This window comes from Stenotrophomonas veracruzanensis, assembly GCF_032911525.1.
GTDB classification, from domain to species: domain Bacteria; phylum Pseudomonadota; class Gammaproteobacteria; order Xanthomonadales; family Xanthomonadaceae; genus Stenotrophomonas; species Stenotrophomonas africana.
Window position 1 is genome coordinate 1 of record NZ_JAWJTI010000043.1, and the last position, 20,864, is coordinate 20,864.

Sequence of the window (20,864 nt, forward strand, 5' to 3'; positions counted from 1 at the left end):
CCCCCCCCCCCCCCCCCCCCCCCCCCCCCCCCCCCCCCCCCCAACCCACGGAATGCCAGCTTCTGCCGTTGACGTTGCTCTGGCTTCGGCGGGTGCAGGGCGCAGCCCTGCCGACACCTCCCCCCATTCAGGCAGGTAAGTGCAGGTCACAGGATAAGCAGACGCCTTGTTGCCTCCGCCAATCGGGTCCACATTCCTGTGCAGGAGACGGGCCACCGCCCGTTGTCGAGACAACAGGAGCCCTGCATGTCCGCTGCCCCCAGCACTGCCATTTCGCGCGATCCGGCCACCGGTGAACAGATCGCCAGCCATCCCTTCGCCACCGACGCCGAACTGGAAACAATCCTCGACCGCGGTCAGGTCGGCTTCGCGGCCTGGAGCGCCAAGAGCCTCGAACAGCGTGCGGATGTACTGCGTGCGATGGCCGCGGTACTGCGCCGCGACCGTGAGAAGTTGGCTGCGCTGGCTACCGCCGAAATGGGCAAGGTCCAGGCCGAATCGCTGGCCGAAATCGAGAAATGCGCCGTGCTGTGCGACTGGTACGCCGACAACGGCGCGAAGTTCCTGCGCGACGAACCGACCCAGGTGCCCGACGACAAGGCTTACGTGTCCTACCTGCCGCTGGGCGTGGTGCTGGGCATCATGCCGTGGAACTTCCCGTACTGGCAGGTGATGCGCGCGGCGGTGCCGATCCTGATGGGCGGCAACGGCTTCCTGTTGAAGCCGGCCGAGAACATCGTCGGTACCGCGCAGCTGCTCGACGCCGCCTGGCGCGACGCTGGGTTGCCGGAAGGTACCTTCATCGCCGCCAACATCAGCCGCGAGGGCACCAGCCGTGCCATTGCCGATGACCGCATCGCGGCGGTGACCCTGACGGGCAGCGTGGCTGCCGGCCGCAGCATCGCCGCCCAGGCCGGGCAGGCGCTGAAGAAGGTGGTGCTGGAACTGGGCGGCTCGGACCCGTTCATCGTGCTGGCCGACGCCGATCTGGACGCTGCCGTCGATGCGGCCGTGGCTTCGCGCTTCCAGAACACCGGGCAGGTGTGCATCGCCGGCAAGCGCATCATCGTTGAAGACGCGATATACGACCGTTTCGTGGCGCAGTTCTGCCAGAAGGTGCAGGCGCTGACCATCGGTGATGGCCGTGAAGCGGGCCACCGCATTGGCCCGATGGCCCGCCAGGACCTGCTGGAACAGCTGGACGCGCAGGTGCGCGCTTCGGTGGACGCGGGCGCGAAGCTGCTGGTCGGTGGCCATCAGCTGGATCGCCCGGGCGCTTTCTATGCCCCCACCGTGCTGGCGGACGTGGAGCCGGGCATGCAGGCCTTCGACACCGAAACGTTCGGTCCGGTGGCCTCGATCAGCCGCGCACGCGATGCCGACCATGCGGTGGAGCTGGCCAACCAGAGTGAGTTCGGCCTCAGCGGCAACCTGTGGACCGGCGACCGCGCCCGTGCGATGCAGCTGGCGCGCCGGCTGCAGACCGGTGGCGTGTTCGTCAACGGTTTCTCCGCCTCCGATCCGCGCGTGCCGATCGGCGGCGTGAAGAAGAGCGGCTTCGGCCGCGAACTCTCGCACTTCGGCGTCCGCGAATTCGTCAACGCGCAGACGGTGTGGTTCGACAAGCGTTGACGCGCAGCTTCCATCCTTCCTGCAACGATCCATCACCAGTCCAGCGAAAAGGACGGCATTCCAATGTCCAAGGGTTCAGATCTGCTTGTCGCCGCGCTTGAGAACGAAGGCGTCGAGCGCATTTTCGGCATTCCCGGCGAAGAGAATCTCGACGTGGTCGAGTCGCTGCGCCATTCCAGCATCGAGCTGGTCATCACCCGCCACGAACAGGCGGCGGTGTTCATGGCAGCCACCTATGGCCGCCTGACCGGCAAGCCCGGCGTGTGCCTGGCCACGCTCGGCCCGGGCGCGCTCAACTTCACCACGGGCGCGGCCTATGCGCTGCTCGGTGCATGGCCGGTCATCATGATCACCGGCCAGAAGGGCATCGTTGCCAGCAAGCAGGCGCGCTTCCAGATCGTCGACATCGTCAGCACCATGAAGCCGCTGACCAAGCAGGCGCGGCAGATCGTCTCGGCGCGCACCATCCCGACCATCGTCCGCGAGGCGTTCCGCACGGCGCTGGAAGAGCGGCCCGGTCCGGTGCTGCTGGAGCTGCCCGAGGACATCGCGGCTGATGAGGTCGGGGACGTGGCGCTGATTCCGCCGCACGCGGTGGATCGTCCCATTGCCAGTCCGGAGGCGCTGGACCGCGCGGCGGAGATCATCCGCAACGCCAAGCGACCGTTGCTGATGATCGCTTCTGCGGCGTCGCGGCCGCAGTCCAGCGAAGCGCTGTCGGCGTTCGTGCTGCGTGCCGGTATTCCGTTCTTCACCACGCAGATGGGCAAGGGCGCGGTGGCCGGTGGATCGGGCCTGTACATGGGCACTGCGGCGCTGACCGAGCGCGACTACGTGCACATGGCCATCGACCAGGCCGACGTGATCGTGACCATCGGCCACGAGGTCACCGAGAAGCCGCCGTTCGTGATGCGCCCGGGGGGGCCGACCGTGATCCATATCGGCTATTCGCAGGCGGCGGTGGAGCAGGTGTATTTCCCGCAGGTGGAAGTGATCGGTGATATCGGCCGCGCGCTGACCCAGCTGGCCGACCGTATCGAAGGCGCGGTGCCGAATGCCGATGCGCTGCTGCCGCTGCGCGCGACCATTCTGGAACACCTGGCCGATCGTGCCGAGGAAGCTGGATTCACCCCGCAGCGGCTGGTGCACGACGTGCGCCAGGTGATGCCGCCGGACGGCATCGTGGCGCTGGACAACGGCATGTACAAGATCTGGTTTGCGCGAAATTACCGCACCCAGGTGGCCAACACGCTGCTGCTGGACAACGCGCTGGCGACCATGGGTGCGGGCCTGCCGTCGGCGATCATGGCCGCGATCCTGTACCCGCAGCGGCGGGTGCTGGCGGTGTGCGGTGATGGCGGTTTCATGATGAACAGCCAGGAGCTGGAAACGGCGCGCCGGCTGGGTCTGAACCTGGTGGTGCTGATCCTCAACGACGGCGCCTACGGCATGATCCGCTGGAAGCAGGCGGTGGATGGCTTCACCGACTACGGCATGACCTTCAGCAATCCCGATTTCGTGAAGTATGCCGAGGCCTATGGCTGCAAGGGGCATGAGGTGACGGCCATCGGGCAGTTCATCCCGACGCTGGAGGCGGCCTTCAACGAGGGAGGGGTGCACCTGGTGTCGGTGCCGGTCGATTACTCGGAAAACCAGCGGGTGCTGGTGGACGAGCTGCGGCAGGCGTTTCCCGGCAACGGCTGACGCCGGACCAGGTGCTCCTGTGGGTGCCGACCTTGGTCGACGGACCGCCGGCCAAGGCAGGCGCCTGCCGGGGCATCGGTTCCCGGAATCCGGTAGGTGTCGACCTTGGTCGACACGCGGACCGCTGACCAAGGTTGGCGGTCCTCCGGGCGGGTCCGGCCCAGGGCCGGGGCAGGGCGGTTTTGGTATGCTGGGCAACCGGCTGTGCCGGGCGCAGCATCCCCCCTCACTACACGATTCCCGCAGATCCATGAGCGAAGCTACCGATACCCCCCCCGTCGACGAAAACAAGTTGATCGCCGAGCGCCGTGAGAAACTCAAAGCGCTGCGTGGGCAGGGCATCGCGTACCCGAACGACTTCCGTCGCGAGGACTTCGCCGGTCGCCTGCAGGAAGAGTTCGCCGATGCCGAACAGTGGACCGCCGAGGCCCTGGAAGGCAACGGCCGCCAGGTGAAGATGGCGGGCCGCCTGATGGCCAAGCGCATCATGGGCAAGGCCAGCTTCGCGCAGATCCAGGACGAGTCCGGCCGCATCCAGCTGTTCCTGCAGGGCACGGTGCTGGGCGATGCCTATACCGCCTTCAAGGGCTGGGACGTGGGCGACATCATCGCCGTCGAAGGCGGCCTGACCCGGACCAAGACCGGCGAGCTGTCGGTCAAGGCCGAATCGATCCGCCTGCTGACCAAGTCGCTGCGCCCGCTGCCGGACAAGTGGCATGGCCTGGCCGACGTCGAGCAGCGTTACCGCCAGCGTTACGTCGACCTGATCGTGACCCCGGAGTCGCGCGCGGTCTTCATCAAGCGCTCGAAGATCATCCGCGCCATGCGCGCGTGGCTGGACAACCGCGACTTCCTGGAAGTCGAGACACCGATGATGCATTACATCCCCGGCGGCGCGGCGGCCAAGCCGTTCACCACCCATCACAACGCGCTGGACCTGGACCTGTACCTGCGCGTGGCGCCTGAGCTTTACCTCAAGCGCCTGACCGTGGGTGGCCTGGAGCGCGTGTACGAGATCAACCGCAACTTCCGCAATGAAGGCGTCAGCACCCGCCACAACCCGGAATTCACCATGATGGAGCTGTACGAGGCCTACGCCACGTACAACGAGATCATGGACCTGACCGAAGGCGTGATCCGTGACGTTGCCAAGGCCGTCAACGGTGGCACCGAGGTCGAATGGGACGGCGCGAAGATCGACCTGGGCCCGGCATTCCGCCGCTGGCGCATGGACGAGGCGGTGCGCCATCACAATCCGGAAATCTCCGCCGCGGACTGCACCGACCGTGACGCGCTGCTGCGCCATTGCGAGCGCTTGAAGATCCGCGTCAAGCCTTCTTACGGCTGGGGCAAGCTGCTGCTGGAGATCTTCGAGGCCACTGTCGAGCACACCCTGATCCAGCCGACCTTCATCACCGATCATCCGGTGGAAGTCTCGCCGCTGGCCCGCGCCAACGACAACGATCCGGGTTACACCGACCGCTTCGAGCTGTTCGTCAACGGCAAGGAACTGGCCAACGGCTTCTCCGAGCTGAATGACCCGGAAGACCAGGCCCAGCGCTTCCAGGCCCAGGTGGCCGCGAAGGAAGGTGGCGACGACGAGGCCATGCACTACGACGCCGACTACATCCGTGCGCTGGAGTACGGCATGGCTCCGACCGGCGGCCTCGGCATCGGTGTCGATCGCCTGGTGATGCTGCTGACCGGTAGCAGCTCGATACGTGACGTGCTGCTGTTCCCGTACATGCGTCCGGAGCAGTAAGTCGTCTTTTTGACTCCTGTTTGTGCGCGCCGTCGCGAAATGAGACGGCGCGATTGACGCCTCCCGCACTCGGCGTATCGTTAATGCACTACCTTGACGTCTGTTGTGGCTTGATCGGCGTCAGGGGGAGTGCGCATTGTGGAGAGTCCGCTTCACAATGTGATGACGATCATGAACCGGGACGCATGACACGGGAGTCAGGCCGATGCAGGGTGCGAGCGTTCGCAGCGGCAGGGTATCCTCGCCTGCTGATGATCCAGCATGGTCGAGAAACCAGGCAGAGTACGCGTTGAACATCGTCATTGTTGACGACCAGACGTCCGCCCGGACGATGCTCCGTCACGTCATCGAGGACATCGCGCCCGAACTGAGCGTGTATGACTTCGGTGATCCGCTGACCGCATTGGCCTGGTGCGAGGCGCATCCGGTCGACCTGCTGCTGCTCGATTACCGCATGCCGGAGATGGACGGGCTGGAATTTGCCCGTCGTTTCCGCCGCCTGCCCAAGCACCGCGACATTCCGGTGATCCTGATCACCGTGGTCGGCGATGAGCCGATCCGGCAGGCCGCGCTGGAAGCGGGCGTCATTGATTTCCTGGTCAAGCCGATCCGCCCACGCGAACTGCGTGCGCGCTGCTACAACCTGCTGCAGCTGCGCCAGCAGACCGAGAACGTGAAGCAGCGGGCGTTGTCGCTGGAGCAGCGCCTGCTGGCGAGCATGCACGAGGTCGAGGAACGCGAACGCGAGACCCTGTCGCGATTGGCGCGGGCGATCGAGTTCCGTGATGCCGGCACCAGCGCCTACCTTGAGCGCATGGCACGCGTAGCGGGGCTGATTGCCGAACAGCTCGGCCTGCCCGAAGACGACGTCCGCCTGATCGAGATGGCGGCGCCGCTGCACGACATGGGCAAGATCGCCATTCCCGATGCGGTGTTGCTCAAGCAGGGCAAGCTCAACGACGAGGAGCTGGCGATCATGCGCCGGCACCCGCGGATCGGCCATGAGCTGCTCAGTGGCAGCCAGAACCGTTTCATCCAGGTCGGTGCGCTGATCGCGCTGCGCCACCACGAGCGCTATGACGGCAGTGGCTATCCTGATGGCCTGGTCGGTGAGGCGATCCCGCTGGAAGCGCGCATCGTCGCCGTCGCCGACGTTTTTGATGCCCTGATTTCGCCCCGTCCGTACAAGGAAGCATGGACCATGGAAGCCACACTGGCTTATCTGTACGCCCAGCGTGGCCGCCTGTTCGATCCACGTTGCGTGGATGCGCTGATGCGCGGCCACCAGCAGTTGATGGATATCTGCGCCCAGCACTCGACGGCATCGACGCGACCGGGTGGGTGACGTGCAGGACCTGTTCGCACGCGTGAAGCGCCGGTTGGCGCAGCGTCCGGATTCGGAGCATGGCCAGGCGATCGTGCGAGTGGCGCTGATCTCGCTGATCCTGGTCTATGTGCTCCTGTCGGGCGCTCGACTGCACCGCCTGGAGCAGTACCAGGGCGTGCTGGCAACGGTGTTGACCGGGATGGGCCTGTCGCTGCTGCTGTTCGGCTGGCTGCTGTGGAAGCCTGACCGCTCCGATCCACGGCGGGCCATCGGGATGCTGGCCGACTATGGCCTGATCGCAGTCGGCATGATCCAGATGGGCGAACCGCTGGCGTGGGTGTATGCGGTGGTGATGTGGGTCACGGTGGGCAACGGCCTGCGATTCGGGTCGCGTTACCTGGCCGCTGCCATCGTGCTGGCGATGGTCAGTTTCGGCACTACCGTGCTGTTGACCCCTTACTGGCAGGCCAACCTGGGCCTGGCCATTTCCCTGTGGTTGGGGTTGCTGGCAGTACCGTTGTGCTGCTCCTCCCTGCTGCGCCGAAGGATGCGACATCCGACCATGGATACGACTCCCGCCGCTGGCTCCGACAAGCGCTCGCTGCTGGCCCGCTTCAAGCAGCGCCTGTCCGGGCGCGAGGACAGCGAGCACGCGCAGAACCTGATCCGCATCATCATCACGGCGCTGTTCATCAGCTATCTCGGCTGGCGCTCGCTGAGTGGTGGCGGTGAGGCGCTGACGGCGACCTGGCTGATCCTCGCTTTCGAGCTGACCATCTCCGCCGGCCTGCTGACCGCGATCCTGGTCAATCCGGGCGTGTCGCATGTGCGCCGGGTGATCGGCATGCTGACCGACTACACCTGCATGGCCTGGATCATGACGATCCAGGGCGAGCCGGCCGCGCCGCTGTATGCGGTGATGCTGTGGGTGACGATCGGCAACGGCATGCGCTACGGCAGCACCTACCTGCGTGTGGCCACGGCCATGGGCTGCCTCGCCTTCCTGTGTACGGTGATGCTGTCGCCGTACTGGCGTAGCCACGATTATCTGGGCTGGGGCCTGCTGCTGGGCCTGGGCGCGATTCCGCTGTACTTCGATTCGCTGCTGCATGCCTTGACCCGGGCGGTGGCCGAGGCACGCCAAGCCAACGAAGCCAAGAGCCGCTTCCTGGCCAACATGAGCCATGAGTTCCGCACGCCGTTGAACGGGCTGGCCGGCATGACCGAAGTGCTGGCCACCACCCGCCTGGACGACGAACAGCGCGAGTGCCTGAACACCATCCAGGCTTCGACCCGCAGCCTGCTGGCGCTGGTGGAAGAGGTGCTGGACATCTCCGCGATCGAAGCCGGCAAGGTGCGCGTGGAGTGGCACGAGTTCGCGCTGGCCGACGTGCTGCAGGCAATCAACCTGATCCTGACCCCGCAGACCCGTTCCAAGTCGCTCGATTATCGCGTGCAGGTGGACGACAACGTGCCGCCGCGCCTGCTGGGTGATGCCGGGCATCTGCAGCAGATCCTGCTGAACCTGATGGGCAATGCGGTCAAGTTCACCGACAGCGGTTACGTGCATCTGCGCGTGTCCAGCCCCGATGCGCTGGGCAGCGAGCGGATGCGGCTGCGATTCGAGATCGTCGATACCGGCATCGGCGTACCTGTGGCGTTGCGCGGGCGCCTGTTCAATGCCTTCGAACAGGGCGATGTCGGCCTTGCCCGACGCCATGAAGGCACCGGTCTGGGCACCGCCATTGCCAAGGGCCTGGTGGAATCGATGGGCGGGCAGGTCGGCTATGCGCCGAACAGCCCGCGCGGCAGCGTGTTCTGGGTCGAGATCACACTGGACGTCGCAGACACCTCTTCAGCCCCGACGGTTCCGTCCGAGGTGGCTGAAGCCGGCAATGTCATCGCGTTTTCCAACCCCTTCCTGCGCCATCGCGCACGGGTGCGCAGCCTGCGGGTTCTGGTGGCCGACGACCATGAAGCCAACCGCATGGTGCTGCAGCGGTTGCTGGAGAAGGCCGGCCACAAGGTTACCTGCGTCAATGGCGGTGCCGAAGTGCTCGATGCGTTGGAGCAGGCCAGTTACGACGCCGCGATCGTCGATCTGCACATGCCCGGCATGAGCGGACTCGACCTGCTCAAGCAGCTGCGGGTGATGCAGGCCAGTGGCATGCCTTACGTGCCGGTCATGGTGCTGAGCGCGGACGTCACCCCCGAATCGATCCTGCGTTGCGAGCAGGCCGGTGCCCGCGCCTTCCTTGCCAAGCCCGTGGTGGCCACCCGCCTGCTGGAAGTGCTGGCCGATGTTGCCGCCAACACCCGCGCCGAGTCCGGCATCCAGTCGGTGCCGGCACTGCCGGTCGGCGATGGCGTGCTCGATACCGCGGTGCTGGACGAGCTGGCGTCGCTGGGCATGGGCGATGGCTTCGAACGCAAGTTCATCGACCAGTGCCTGGCGGACGTGGACGCGAGCATGGGCCAGCTGCAGGGCTGCGGCGAGCGCCAGGCGTGGGAGGATTTCCGCGAGCACGCCCACGCGCTGCGTGGCGTGGCGAGCAACCTGGGGCTTGTCCAGGTTGCCGCCTCCAGTGGCGAAATCATGCGCATGGCGGACTGGCAGCTTAAGGGTGAATGGAGCTCCCGCCTCGGCAACCTGGCGACCGCGCTGCGCAACGGCAGGAATGCGTTGGCCGCCCGTAGTGCGGGGGCACCACACCGCGACGACAGCGAGCGCAGCCCGTCCTGACCCGCCAGACGATCAGGCCGGGTCGCCATTGCGCCGGGCCTGCGCCCGTACCAGCCGATCCATGGTGCGCAGGGACTTCTCGCCCAGCTGCATGGCGGTGTCCACCCAGATCTCGGTGATCCGCATCATTTCATGCAGCGGCACCATGGTGGCGATCTCGTTGACCTCACGCATCGCCGCCCACGCGTGCGGAATGCGCCGGCTTTCCTTGATCACCTGTTCGACCGCGGCAACACCTTCGCCCGCCGGCACCACGATGTCGACCAGGCCCATTTCCTTCAGCTGGCTGGCGGTGTAAAGGTTGCCTTCCAGCATGATCTTCTCGGCCAGCCGCGGACTGATCCGCTGGCACAGGAAGGAGTAGGCGCCCATGCCCGGGAACAGGTCGAACAGCACCTCCGGCAGGCCCATCAGCACGCCTTCCTCGGCGACGATGGTATGGCAGCTCAGTGCGGCCTCGAAGCCGCCACCCAGTGCATTGCCCTGGACCAGGGCGATGCTGTGGGCACGAGTTCCCAGGCCGGCATGGAAGGCATGCACGCCGCGCACGCAGCGCTGGGCATAGTCGAGCAGGCGGGCGCGGTCGCCTTCGCGGATCAGGCGGCAGAACAGTTCCAGGTCGCCGCCCAAGTTGAATACGTCACTGTCCGAGGCAAGAACGACATGGGGTGACAGAGCGTGCGAGGCGCTGAGGCGATCGCCCAGTTCGCGCTGGTAGTCGACGATGTCATCGACCAGGCGCGAGGCGAAGCACGGGCGGCCCGGCTGGTTGACCAGGTTGGCGTGCATGTGGATCCAGTAGACATCCCGCTCGGGCTCTTCGGTGATGCGCAGGGTAGGGTGCTGCGAGGGGCGGGTGATGATGGGGCGTACTGCGGACATGGGAGTTCTCCGTGTGACCGTCCGGCCAACCGCAGAGCGGACGGAGAGGAGTGGAGGGGGCGAGCTGAACGTGCGGCGGCGACTGATTCTATGCACCCGTCGTGAACCGCCCGCAAGCACTGAACCGGCCATGTTCCGGCAATAAAAAGACCCCGCCGTCTCCGGCGGGGTCCCTGTGCTGCTCGCTTGCCCGGAAACCCTTACTGGGCGGGCGTATCACGCAGCTCGCGACGGAGAATCTTGCCGACGTTGGTCTTCGGCAGCTCTTTTCGGAATTCTACGATTCTGGGGTGCTTGTAACCGGTCAGGTTTGCCCGCGCATGTTCCTTGACCATTTCCGCGGTCAGGTTCGGGTCCTTCTTCACGATCACGACCTTGACCACTTCGCCGGACTTCTCGTCCGGGACACCGACGGCAGCGACTTCCAGCACGCCCGGCATCATCGCGATGACGTCTTCGACCTCGTTCGGGTACACGTTGAAGCCGGACACCAGGATCATGTCCTTCTTGCGGTCGACGATGTAGAAGAAGCCCTGTTCGTCCATCTTCGCCATGTCGCCGGTGTGCAGCCAGCCGTCGGCGTCGATGGCGGTGGCGGTTTCCTCCGGCCGCTGCCAGTAGCCCTTCATCACCTGCGGGCCCTTGATGCACAGCTCGCCCACTTCGCCCAGCGCCAGGATGTTGCCGTTGTCGTCCTTGATGCAGGCGTCGGTGGACGGGATCGGCAGACCGATGGCGCCGTTGTACTCGGGCAGGGTGAGCGGGTTGATGCAGGCTGCCGGCGAGGTTTCGGTCAAGCCGTAGGCTTCGACCAGGGTCACGCCGGTGACCTTCTTCCAGCGTTCGGCCACGGCGCGTTGAACCGCCATGCCACCGCCCAGGGTGAACTTGACCGACGAGAAGTCGATCTCGTCGAAGCCCGGAGTGTTGAGAAGGCCGTTGAACAGCGTGTTGACGCCGGTGATGGCGGTGAAGCGGGTGCCCTTGAGCTCCTTGACGAAGCCCTTCATGTCGCGCGGGTTGGTGATCAGGTGGTTGCAGCCACCGAACTTCATGAAGACCAGCCCGTTCGCGGTCAGCGCGAAGATGTGGTACAGCGGCAGGGCAGTAATGATCACTTCCTTGCCCGGCTCGATGCCCGAGGTCGACAACCATGCCGATGCCTGCTGCATGTTGGCGATCAGGTTGCGGTTGGTCAGCATCGCGCCCTTGGCAACGCCGGTGGTACCGCCGGTGTACTGCAGGAAGGCAATGTCGTCGTGGTCGATCTCGACCTTGGGAAGCGTATGGCGGCTGCCCAGCTTGAGCGCCTGCTTGAAGCGGACGGCGCCCTTGATGTGGTAGTTGGGCACCATCTTCTTGACGTACTTCAGCACGAAGTTGACGATCGCGCCCTTGGCGCCGAGCAGGTCGCCCAGGCCGGTGGTGATCACGTGCTTGACCGGCGTATCGGCGATGACCTGCTCGACGGTGTCGCCGAAGTTGTCGACCACCACCAGCGCACTGACGCCGGCGTCGACCAACTGGTGCTTGAGTTCGCGCGCGGTGTACAGCGGGTTGACGTTGACCACGGTCAGGCCGGCGCGCAGCACGCCGAAAGTGGCCACCGGGTACTGCAGGCAGTTGGGCATCATCAGGGCGACGCGGTCGCCCTTCTTGAGCTTGAGCTCACCCAGCAGGTAGGCGGCGAACTGGGTGACCAGCGCATCGGTCTCACCGTAGGTGAGCACTTTGCCGAAGCTGGAGTAGGCCGGACGGTCGCGGAATTTCGCGACGGAAGCGTCGAAGACCGAAGCTACCGAATGGAACTCGTTGACGTCGATTTCGGCGGGAACGCCTTTCGGATAGCTCTGCAGCCAGGGACGATCCAGACTCATATTCCCCCTCCAGGAATCGTGATGTTTTAGGTTTCGGCCCTGAGCGTAGCGACAATGGCCGTTCATTGCAGCATACCCCGCCGTAGGGAAAACGCGAAGAGGGGTTCGCGGAGGCTGCAACGGTAGGTGCCGACCTCGGTCGGCACGGGATTGCGAGGGGGGCGCTGTGGAGATGTGCCCACCAAGGTGGGCACCTACCGGTTTGGGGTGTGAGTCGGCAGAAGGGCCGTCTGCGTCAGCCCTGCTTGCGCACCGGTGCACCATTGGCCTTGTAGTACGGCGCAGTGCTGCGGGCCAGCGGGGTGCGGCCGCGGATCACGTCGGCCAGCTTCTCGGCCATCATGATGGTCGGCGCGTTGAGGTTGCCGGTCACCACCTGCGGCATGATCGAGGCATCGACGATGCGCAGGCCTTCCAGCCCGTGCACGCGGCCCTGGCCGTCGACCACTGCCATCGGGTCATCGGCGTGGCCCATCTTGTTCGAGCACGACGGGTGGTAAGCGGTCTCGGCATGTTCGCGGACGAACGCATCGATCTGCGCATCGGTCTGCAGCGCGCTGCCCGGGGAAATCTCGCGGCCGCTGTACGGTGCCAGCGCCGGCTGCGCGAAGATCTCGCGGGTGATGCGGATCGCCGCGCGGAACTCGCGCCAGTCCTGGTCGTGCGACATGTAGTTGAACAGGATGCTCGGATGTTCGCGCGGATCCTTCGAACGCACATGGATGCGGCCGCGGCTGGGCGAGCGCATCGAACCGACGTGCATCTGGAAGCTGTGCGCCTTGATCGGGTTGGAGCCGTTGTAATTGATGGCCACCGGCAGGAAGTGGTACTGCAGGTTCGGCCAGTCGAATTCGGCGTCGCTGCGGATGAAGCCACCGGCCTCGAACTGGTTGCTGGCGCCGATGCCGGTGCCCAGGAACAGCCACTCGGCACCGATCGCCGGCTGGTTGTACAGCTTCAGTGCCGGCGCCAGCGAGACCGGCTTCTTGCACTCGTACTGCAGGTACATCTCCAGGTGATCCTGCAGGTTGGCGCCGACGCCCGGCAGGTGGTGCACCAGGTCGATGTCCAGGCTGCGCAGCAGGTCGGCCGGGCCGACACCCGAGCGCTGCAGGATCTGCGGCGAGGCGATGGCGCCGCCACACAGCAGCACTTCGCGGCGCGCGGTGGCACGCTGCGGCTGGTCGTTGTGCAGCCACTGCACGCCCACCGCACGCTTGCCCGAGAACAGGATGCGGTCGGTCAGCGCGTGGGTGACGATGGTCAGGTTCGGGCGCGGCTTGGCCAGGTCCAGGTAACCACGGGCGGTGCTGGAGCGACGGCCCTTCGGGGTCACCGTGCGGTCCATCGGGCCGAAGCCTTCCTGCTGGTAGCCGTTCAGATCGTCGGTGCGCGGGTAGCCAGCCTGCACGCCGGCTTCGACCATCGCAGCGAACAGTTCGTTGTTGCCGGCCTTCGGCGTGGTCACGCGCAGCGGGCCGTCGCCACCGTGGTAGTCGTTGGGGCCGATGTCACGGGTTTCCGCCTTGCGGAAGTACGGCAGGCAGTCCAGGTAGGTCCAGTCTTCCAGGCCCGGCATGCTGGCCCAGTTGTCGTAATCCATCGCGTTGCCACGGATGTAGCACATGCCGTTGATCAGCGACGAGCCGCCCAGGCCCTTGCCGCGGCCGCAGTCCATGCGGCGGTTGTTCATGAAGGGCTCGGGATCGGTCTTGTACGCCCAGTTGTAGCGCTTGCCCTGCAGCGGGAAGGCCAGTGCCGCCGGCATCTGGGTACGGAAGTCGAGCCGGTAGTCCGGGCCACCGGCTTCCAGCAGCAGCACGCTGACATCGGCATCTTCGGTGAGGCGGGTAGCCAGCACGTTGCCGGCCGAACCGGCGCCGATGATGATGTAGTCGTACTCGTTATGGGTGCTCATGGGTGTCTCCTGCAGGCCGGGGCGCGCTGCGTGCAGGCGTCCCGGCGGAATGTCGGATCGGCGCGGTGGCCGGACGAGGGGGCGTGCTCGGGGCGCGCCGGTCAGAACACGCTGGCGTAGTCGCCCAGTTCCACCTGCACCGACTTGATGCGGGTGTAGTGGCCAAGGGTCGAGATGCCGTTTTCGCGGCCGACGCCGGATTCCTTGTAGCCACCGACCGGCATTTCGGCCGGCGATTCGCCCCAGGTGTTGATCCAGCAGATGCCGGCTTCCAGGCGGTGGATGATGCGGTGGGCGCGGCTGACGTCCTTGCTGACCACGCCGGCGGCGAGGCCGAAGGTGGTGTCATTGGCACGACGCACCACTTCGTCTTCGTCGTCGTAGGCGAGGATGCTCATCACCGGCCCGAAGATCTCTTCCCGGACAATCGTCATGTCATCGCGGCAGTCGGAGAACACGGTCGGCAGCACGTAGGCGCCATTGGCCAGCGCGCCCTCGGTGGCACGGCCACCGCCGGTCAGCAGGCGGGCGCCTTCGGCCTTGCCGCTTTCGATGTAGCGCAGCACGTTTTCCATGTGCGGGAAGCTGGTCAGCGGGCCGAAGTTGGTTTCGGCGGCCATCGGGTCGCCGATGCGGATGCGCTTGACGCGCTCGACCACGGCGGCCTCGAATGCAGCCAGCATGCTGCGCGGCACGAACACGCGGGTGCCGTTGGTGCAGACCTGGCCGGAGCTGAAGAAGTTGGCCATCACCGCGATGTCGGCGGCGCGGTCCAGATCGGCGTCATCGCAGATCACCAGCGGCGACTTGCCGCCCAGTTCCATGGTCACTTCCTTCAGCGACGAGGAGGCGGCGCTGGCCATCACCTTCTTGCCGGTGGCGACGCCGCCGGTGAAGGAGATCTTCTCGATCACCGGGTGCTCGGTCAGCCACTGGCCGATCTCGCGGCCCGGACCCTGCACGACATTGAACACGCCGGCCGGCACGCCGGCTTCGGTGTAGATCTCGGCCAGCCGGATCGCGGTCAACGGGGTTACTTCCGACGGCTTGAACACCATCGCGTTGCCGGCAGCCAGGGCCGGCGCCGACTTCCACATGGCGATCTGGATCGGGTAGTTCCAGGCACCGATGCCAGCGACCACGCCCAGCGGCTCGCGACGGGTGTAGAAGAAGCTCGATTCGCGCAGCGGCAGCTGGATGCCTTCGATGGCGGTGGCGAGGCCGGCGTAGTACTCGACCACGTCGGCGCCGGTGACGATGTCCACGGTGGTGGTTTCGGCCAGTGCCTTGCCGGTGTCCAGGGTTTCCAGGTGGGCCAGTTCGTCGTTGCGCTCACGCAGGAGCTCGACCGCGCGGCGCAGGATGCGCGAACGCTCCATGGCCGTCATCGCCGCCCACACCTTCTGGCCTTCGGCCGCGCTCTGCACGGCGCGCTCGACGTCGGCCTGGCTGGCGACCTGCACTTCAGCGATCACCTCACCGGTGGCCGGGTTGACGGTCTTGAAGGTCTTGCCGCTGGTGGCATCGACGCGCTGGCCGTGGATGTAGAGCTGTTGGACGGGCAGGGTGGTCATGGGGCGTACTCCTTGGAAGGGGGCGGGTGCTGAAGCGCTTATAGCGCGACAGCCTGCAACTGGAAGTCGATATAGCCGTAAGCGATGCGCCGGGACTTCTCGGCATTGAACTGGCCGCCGACCAGGCTGCCGCGCAGCCACAGGCCATCGATCATCGCGGCCAGGCCGCGGGCGGCCAGGCGGGCCTGCGGGTGGGGCAGCAGGCGGTTGAACTGGTGGCACAGGTTGGAGAACAGGCGCTGGTCGTTGGCGCGCTGCAGCCGGGCCAGTTCCGGCTGGTGCATGCTCGCGGCCCAGAAGGTGAGCCAGACGCGCATGGCGGTGCCGTTGATCTGGCTGTCGTCGAAGTTGCCATCGACGATGGCGCGCAGCTGCTCGCGCGGATCGTCGCTGGCTTCGGCGCGGTAGCGGGCGACCGCGTCCTTCAGCTCACGCAGGATCTGCCGCATTGCAGCATTGAGCAGGCCGTCCTTGTCGCCGAAGTAGTGGGCGACGATGCCGCTGGACAGCCCTGCCTTCTTCGCGATGGTGGCGACGGTCGCATCGGCCATGCCGATCTCGTCGATGGTCTGGAAAGTGGCCCGGATCAGCTGCTCGCGCCGTACCGGTTCCACGCCTTTCTTCGGCATTGTCTCTCCACGGATTGCGACCCGAAGGATCGGGCTGCCCGCCATTATGCTTTTTATTGATTGAACGTTCAATCAATAAACCCTAGGATGCGCTCGCGCCCCACGCCATGGGCCCGGTTTACCGGTCCGGCCCCGCCCATGTGCTCCCTCGGACTTGATGAGACGACCCCATGTCTTCCCTGGCTCATCCCAAGCGTTCGCCCCTGCGCTTGAACCGTTTTGTCTTCTTCAGCTCTTCGGTGTCGATCGGCATCCTCGGGCTGCTCACCGTTCTCTATCCCGAAGGCAGCGAGCATTGGCTGCAGTGGGCGCAGGCCGAGGTCTCGGCGGCGTTCGGCTGGTGGTACATGCTGCTGATCGTGCTGTGCCTGGGCTTCGTGCTGTGGCTGGCGTTCTCGCCGTATGGCCGCATCCGCCTGGGCCACAACGAGGAATCACCGGCCTTCGGTTACGTGGCCTGGGTCTCGATGCTGTTCTCGGCTGGCATCGGCATCGCGCTGCTGTACTACGGCGCCTACGAGCCGCTGGACCATTTCCTCAATCCGCCCGGGCAGCCCGGCGGCACCGTGGCCGCCGGCCGCGAGGCGATGGTGCTGACCTTCCTGCACTGGGGCCTGCACGGCTGGGCGCTGTATGCGCTGGTCGGCGTGGCACTGGGCTATTTCGCCTACCGCCGTGACCTGCCGCTGGCGCTGCGCTCGGCGCTGTACCCGATCTTCGGTGAGCGCATCCATGGCCGCATCGGCGACATGGTGGATGGCTTCGGCATCCTGGCCACGCTGATCTCGATGGTGACCAACCTCGGCATCGGCGCGCTGGTGGTGCAGTCCGGCCTGGTCTACCTGTTCCACATCCCGGATACGCCGCAGGTGCTGGTGGCGATCGTGCTGGTGATGATGGTGGTGGCCACCATCGGCGTGGTTGCAGGCGTGGAAAAGGGTATTGCCTGGCTCTCCAACCTCAACGTGCGCCTGCTGTGCGGCCTGCTGCTGTTCGTGCTGGTCACCGGCCCGACCCTGCACCTGTTCGACGGCTTGATCCAGAACACCGGCGATTACCTCGGTGCGTTCGTGCGCAAGAGTTTCGACATGTACCTCAACGACCCGAAGGGGCGTGAGTGGATGGGCTCGTGGACGCTGTTCTACTGGGCCTGGTGGATCGCCTGGGCGCCGTTCGTCGGCCTTTTCGTGGCGCGCATCTCGCGTGGCCGCACCATCCGCGAAGTGATCATGGGCGTGCTGCTGATCCCGCTCGGCTTCACCCTGGCGTGGCTGTCGATCTTCGGCAACACCGCCATCGACCTGGTGCTCAACCATGGCCAGGCGATCCTGGGTGACGTGGCCCAGCACGATGCGGCGATGACGCTGTTCAAGCTGCTGGAATACCTGCCCGGCGCGCCGTACGTGGCCGGTGCTGCGGTGGTGATTGGCTTCGTGCTGTTCCTGACCCCGGTCGATTCGGGCACGCTGATGATCGCCAACCTGTGTACCCGTCGCGTTGACGATGGCGTGGAAGATGGGCATGACGCGCCGATCTGGCTGCGCGTGTTCTGGGCGGCGGGTATCACCGTGGCCAGCGTTGGCCTGCTGCTGGCCGGCAACTTCAGCGCGATGCAGACGGCGGTGGTGCTGTGCGGCCTGCCGTTCTCGTTCACCCTGGCGTTCTACATGTGGGGCCTGCTGAAGGCGCTGCGCACCGACCCGGACGCACCGCGCCGCTGAGCGCTTCCGCAGAGCCGAGCCCATGCTCGGCTCCACAGGAGACATCGCAAACGGAAAGGGCCGGATCCGTGCGGATCCGGCCCTTTTTCGTTACTTGCTGGCCAGCTGGCGCAGCACGTACTGCAGCAGGCCGCCATGACGGAAGTACTCGACTTCCTTCGGGGTCAGCAGCATCACCGAGACCTCGAAGGTCTTCCTGGTGCCGTCGGCCTTGGTCGCGGTGACCGTGGCGCGCTTGCTGGCACCGTCCTGCAGGCCGGTGATGTCGATCACTTCCGAGCCGTCCAGGCCCAGGCTCTGCGCATTCTCGCCGTTGCGGAACTGCAGCGGCAGCACGCCCATCCCGACCAGGTTGGAACGGTGGATGCGCTCGAAGCTCTCGGCGATGACCGCCTTCACTCCCAACAGCAGGGTGCCCTTGGCCGCCCAGTCGCGCGACGAGCCGGTGCCGTATTCCTTGCCGGCTAGCACTACCAGCGGCACCTTGTCGGCCTTGTACTTCATGGCCGCATCGTAGATCGCCAGCTTCTCCGGCTGGCCGCCGCCGGCCGGGTAGTACAGGGTGTTGCCGCCTTCCTCGCCACCGAACATCAGGTTCTTGATGCGGATATTGGCGAAAGTGCCGCGGACCATCACGTCATCGTTGCCGCGGCGGCTGCCGTAGCTGTTGAAGTCGGCCGGCTGCACGCCGCGCTCCTGCAGGAAGCGGCCCGCCGGCGAGTCCTTCTTGATGTTGCCGGCCGGGGAGATGTGGTCGGTGGTGATCGAATCGCCGAACAGGCCCATCACGCGTGCACCATGCACGTCGTCGATGCTGCCGGTCTGCATGGTCATGCCATCGAAGTACGGCGGGTTCTTGATGTAGGTGGAGGCATCGCTCCACTCGTACAGGTTGCCGTCCGGCGAGGCGATGGTGTTCCAGCGGGTGTCACCCTTGAACACGTCGGCGTAGTTCTGCTTGAACATCTCCGGGCCGATGGTCGCGGCGATGACATCGCCGATTTCCTTGTTGCTCGGCCAGATGTCGCGCAGGAACACCGGCTGGCCATCGCTGCCGGTACCAAGCGGCTGGGTGGTCAGGTCGATATCGGTGGTGCCGGCGATGGCGTAGGCCACCACCAGCGGCGGACTGGCCAGGTAGTTCATCTTCACTTCGGGGTGCACGCGGCCCTCGAAGTTGCGGTTGCCGGACAGCACCGAGGTGACCACAAGATCGCCGGCGGCGATGCCGGCGCTGACTTCGGTCGGCAGCGGGCCGGAGTTGCCGATGCAGGTGGTGCAGCCGTAGCCGACCACGTAGAAGCCGATCTTCTCCAGTTCCTTCAGTACGCCGGCCTTTTCCAGGTAGTCGGTGACCACGCGCGAGCCTGGACCGAGCGAGGTCTTCACCCACGGCTGGCGGTTCAGGCCCTTGGCGGCCGCGTTGCGGGCCAGCAGGCCGGCACCGATCATCACCGCCGGGTTGGAGGTGTTGGTGCAGGAGGTGATGGCCGCGATGACCACCGCGCCATCCTTCAGCCGCACCTTGCGGCCTTCGATCTCGATGTCGGCGAAGCCCTTGGCCAGCTGCTCGTTGCCGACCGCGGCGCCACCGCCCTCATTGACGAACGAGGAGACATCGTCGCTGCGCTTGTCGCGGTTGGTGGTCAGGCCAACCAGCGCTTCGCGGTAGTTCCTCTGTACGTCCTCCAGCAGCACGCGGTCCTGCGGGCGCTTGGGGCCGGCCAGCGACGGCTTCACCGTGCCCATGTCCAGTTCCAGCGTGGTGCTGTACTGCGCGTGCGGGCTGCCCGGCTCGTGCCACAGGCCCTGCGCCTTGGCGTAGGCTTCGACCAGATCGATCTGTTCTTCGCTGCGGCCGGACAGGCGCAGGTAGTTCAGCGATTCGGCGTCGATCGGGAAGATGCCGCAGGTGGCGCCGTATTCCGGGGCCATGTTGCCGATGGTGGCACGGTCGGCCAGCGGCAGGTGCTGCAGGCCATCACCGTAGAACTCTACGAACTTGCCGACCACGCCGAGCTTGCGCAGCATCTGGGTAACGGTCAGCACCAGGTCGGTGGCGGTGGCGCCCTCGGGCAGCTTGCCGGTCAACTTGAAGCCCACCACCTGCGGGATCAGCATCGACGACGGCTGGCCGAGCATGGCCGCCTCGGCCTCGATGCCGCCCACGCCCCAGCCGAGCACGCCGATGCCGTTGATCATGGTCGTGTGGCTGTCGGTGCCGAACACGGTATCGGGGTAGGCCACCGCCTTGCCATCCTTGTCCGCGGTCATCACCACGCGAGCCAGGTTTTCCAGATTCACCTGGTGCACGATGCCGGTGTTGGGCGGCACCACCTTGAAGTTGTCGAAGGCCTTCTGGCCCCAGCGCAGGAAGCCGTAGCGTTCCTGGTTGCGCTGGAATTCGATCTTGCCGTTGAGGTCCAGCGCGTCGGGCTTGCCGAACACGTCGACCTGCACCGAGTGGTCGATGACCAGCTCGGAGGGAATCTGCGGATTTATCTGCTCCGGCGAGCCGCCGAGCTTGACCACCGCGTCGCGCATCGCGGCCAGGTCGACCACGCAGGGCACACCAGTGAAGTCCTGCAGGACCACGCGCGCCGGCATGAAGGCGATTTCGGTGTCCGGTTCGGCCGCCGGATTCCAGCGGGCCACGGCTTCGATGTGGTCCTTGCCGACGGTGATGCCGCCATCCTCGTGCCGGAGCAGGTTCTCCAGCAGGATCTTCATCGAGTAGGGCAGGTGGGAGATGTCGAAGCGCTGGCCCAGCGTGGGCAGGCTGAAGTAGTCGTAGGTCTTGCCGCCGACGTTCAGCTGGCTTCGGGTGGAGAACGAATCGCTCATGCGGGGTAACTCCTTCTTGCGGATGGCTTGCAGTGGCCCGCGCATGGGCGGACCTGCTTGCGTTTGCCGCGGGCCTGGTGGCCCCGGAAGTTCCAGTATGAACCCGAAACTGAATGGATTCACCCGGGCCGGGTTCGGCCTGCGGCATCGGTTCCAGACTACAGGGGAGGGTGTATGGCGTATGTCACGTTGTGGCCGATCCTTTGCGAGGCAAGGGCTGGCGGGTGCCGGTCCTGTTCAGGGTGGAAGTA

12 protein-coding genes are annotated in these 20,864 nt (G+C 65.8%); 6 read left to right on the forward strand and 6 right to left on the reverse strand.

Annotation, left to right across the window (positions count from 1 at the left end):
- Positions 1–246 precede the first annotated feature (246 nt).
- From R1H25_RS18245 to R1H25_RS18265, 5 genes are all read left to right on the forward strand, one after another.
- A complete protein-coding gene (locus R1H25_RS18245; protein ID WP_317224284.1) occupies positions 247–1,632 on the forward strand; it encodes an NAD-dependent succinate-semialdehyde dehydrogenase in 1,386 nt (461 codons plus the stop codon).
- Between the two features lie 63 nt (positions 1,633–1,695).
- Complete coding sequence (locus tag R1H25_RS18250) at positions 1,696–3,336, forward strand: acetolactate synthase large subunit (RefSeq protein WP_317224285.1); 1,641 nt, start codon at positions 1,696–1,698, stop codon at positions 3,334–3,336.
- A 250-nt stretch (positions 3,337–3,586) separates the two neighbouring features.
- Positions 3,587–5,098, forward strand: a complete 1,512-nt coding sequence (gene lysS / locus R1H25_RS18255) for a lysine--tRNA ligase (RefSeq protein ID WP_010482504.1) — start codon at positions 3,587–3,589, stop codon at positions 5,096–5,098.
- Positions 5,099–5,303: 205 nt separating this feature from the next.
- A complete protein-coding gene (locus R1H25_RS18260; RefSeq protein ID WP_006364528.1) occupies positions 5,304–6,443 on the forward strand; it encodes a two-component system response regulator in 1,140 nt (379 codons plus the stop codon).
- Positions 6,436–9,168, forward strand: a complete 2,733-nt coding sequence (locus R1H25_RS18265; RefSeq protein WP_100442754.1) for a response regulator — start codon at positions 6,436–6,438, stop codon at positions 9,166–9,168. Before R1H25_RS18260 ends, R1H25_RS18265 begins: the two co-directional genes overlap by 8 nt.
- A 12-nt stretch (positions 9,169–9,180) precedes the next feature.
- Here the strand turns inward: R1H25_RS18265 and R1H25_RS18270 are convergent, their stop codons facing one another.
- The 5 genes from R1H25_RS18270 to betI all read right to left on the reverse strand — a co-directional run bounded on the left by R1H25_RS18270 (position 9,181) and on the right by betI (position 16,048).
- Positions 9,181–10,050 carry a crotonase/enoyl-CoA hydratase family protein gene (locus R1H25_RS18270; RefSeq protein WP_317224286.1) on the reverse strand — a complete coding sequence of 290 codons (870 nt, stop codon included), beginning with the start codon at positions 10,048–10,050 and terminating at the stop codon, positions 9,181–9,183.
- Between the two features lie 200 nt (positions 10,051–10,250).
- Entirely contained in the window at positions 10,251–11,927 is a 1,677-nt protein-coding gene (locus tag R1H25_RS18275) for a long-chain fatty acid--CoA ligase (protein ID WP_317224287.1), read from the reverse strand.
- Between the two features lie 235 nt (positions 11,928–12,162).
- A complete protein-coding gene (gene betA, locus R1H25_RS18280; protein WP_049429885.1) occupies positions 12,163–13,845 on the reverse strand; it encodes a choline dehydrogenase in 1,683 nt (560 codons plus the stop codon).
- 101 nt (positions 13,846–13,946) lie between these two features.
- Positions 13,947–15,419 (reverse strand): betaine-aldehyde dehydrogenase, encoded by a 1,473-nt coding sequence (betB, locus tag R1H25_RS18285; RefSeq protein ID WP_014647010.1) that lies wholly within the window; start codon positions 15,417–15,419, stop codon positions 13,947–13,949.
- Positions 15,420–15,457: 38 nt separating this feature from the next.
- A complete protein-coding gene (betI, locus tag R1H25_RS18290) occupies positions 15,458–16,048 on the reverse strand; it encodes a transcriptional regulator BetI (protein WP_111104176.1) in 591 nt (196 codons plus the stop codon).
- A gap of 170 nt (positions 16,049–16,218) precedes the next feature.
- Here betI and R1H25_RS18295 point away from each other — a divergent pair, with 170 nt between their 5' ends.
- Positions 16,219–17,769 carry a BCCT family transporter gene (locus R1H25_RS18295; RefSeq protein ID WP_029379823.1) on the forward strand — a complete coding sequence of 517 codons (1,551 nt, stop codon included), beginning with the start codon at positions 16,219–16,221 and terminating at the stop codon, positions 17,767–17,769.
- A gap of 90 nt (positions 17,770–17,859) precedes the next feature.
- Here R1H25_RS18295 and acnA read toward each other — a convergent pair whose 3' ends face one another.
- Positions 17,860–20,613, reverse strand: coding sequence for an aconitate hydratase AcnA (acnA, locus tag R1H25_RS18300; protein WP_088479903.1), 2,754 nt, complete (start codon positions 20,611–20,613; stop codon positions 17,860–17,862).
- Positions 20,614–20,864 lie beyond the last annotated feature (251 nt).

Coding starts and splice junctions, on each gene's coding strand:
- R1H25_RS18245 (WP_317224284.1), top strand. CDS start 247: ATGTCCGCTGCCCCCAGCACTGCCATTTCGCGCGATCCGGCCACCGGT.
- R1H25_RS18250 (WP_317224285.1), top strand. CDS start 1,696: ATGTCCAAGGGTTCAGATCTGCTTGTCGCCGCGCTTGAGAACGAAGGC.
- lysS (WP_010482504.1), top strand. CDS start 3,587: ATGAGCGAAGCTACCGATACCCCCCCCGTCGACGAAAACAAGTTGATC.
- R1H25_RS18260 (WP_006364528.1), top strand. CDS start 5,304: ATGCAGGGTGCGAGCGTTCGCAGCGGCAGGGTATCCTCGCCTGCTGAT.
- R1H25_RS18270 (WP_317224286.1), bottom strand. CDS start 10,050: ATGTCCGCAGTACGCCCCATCATCACCCGCCCCTCGCAGCACCCTACC.
- R1H25_RS18275 (WP_317224287.1), bottom strand. CDS start 11,927: ATGAGTCTGGATCGTCCCTGGCTGCAGAGCTATCCGAAAGGCGTTCCC.
- betA (WP_049429885.1), bottom strand. CDS start 13,845: ATGAGCACCCATAACGAGTACGACTACATCATCATCGGCGCCGGTTCG.
- betB (WP_014647010.1), bottom strand. CDS start 15,419: ATGACCACCCTGCCCGTCCAACAGCTCTACATCCACGGCCAGCGCGTC.
- betI (WP_111104176.1), bottom strand. CDS start 16,048: ATGCCGAAGAAAGGCGTGGAACCGGTACGGCGCGAGCAGCTGATCCGG.
- R1H25_RS18295 (WP_029379823.1), top strand. CDS start 16,219: ATGTCTTCCCTGGCTCATCCCAAGCGTTCGCCCCTGCGCTTGAACCGT.
- acnA (WP_088479903.1), bottom strand. CDS start 20,613: ATGAGCGATTCGTTCTCCACCCGAAGCCAGCTGAACGTCGGCGGCAAG.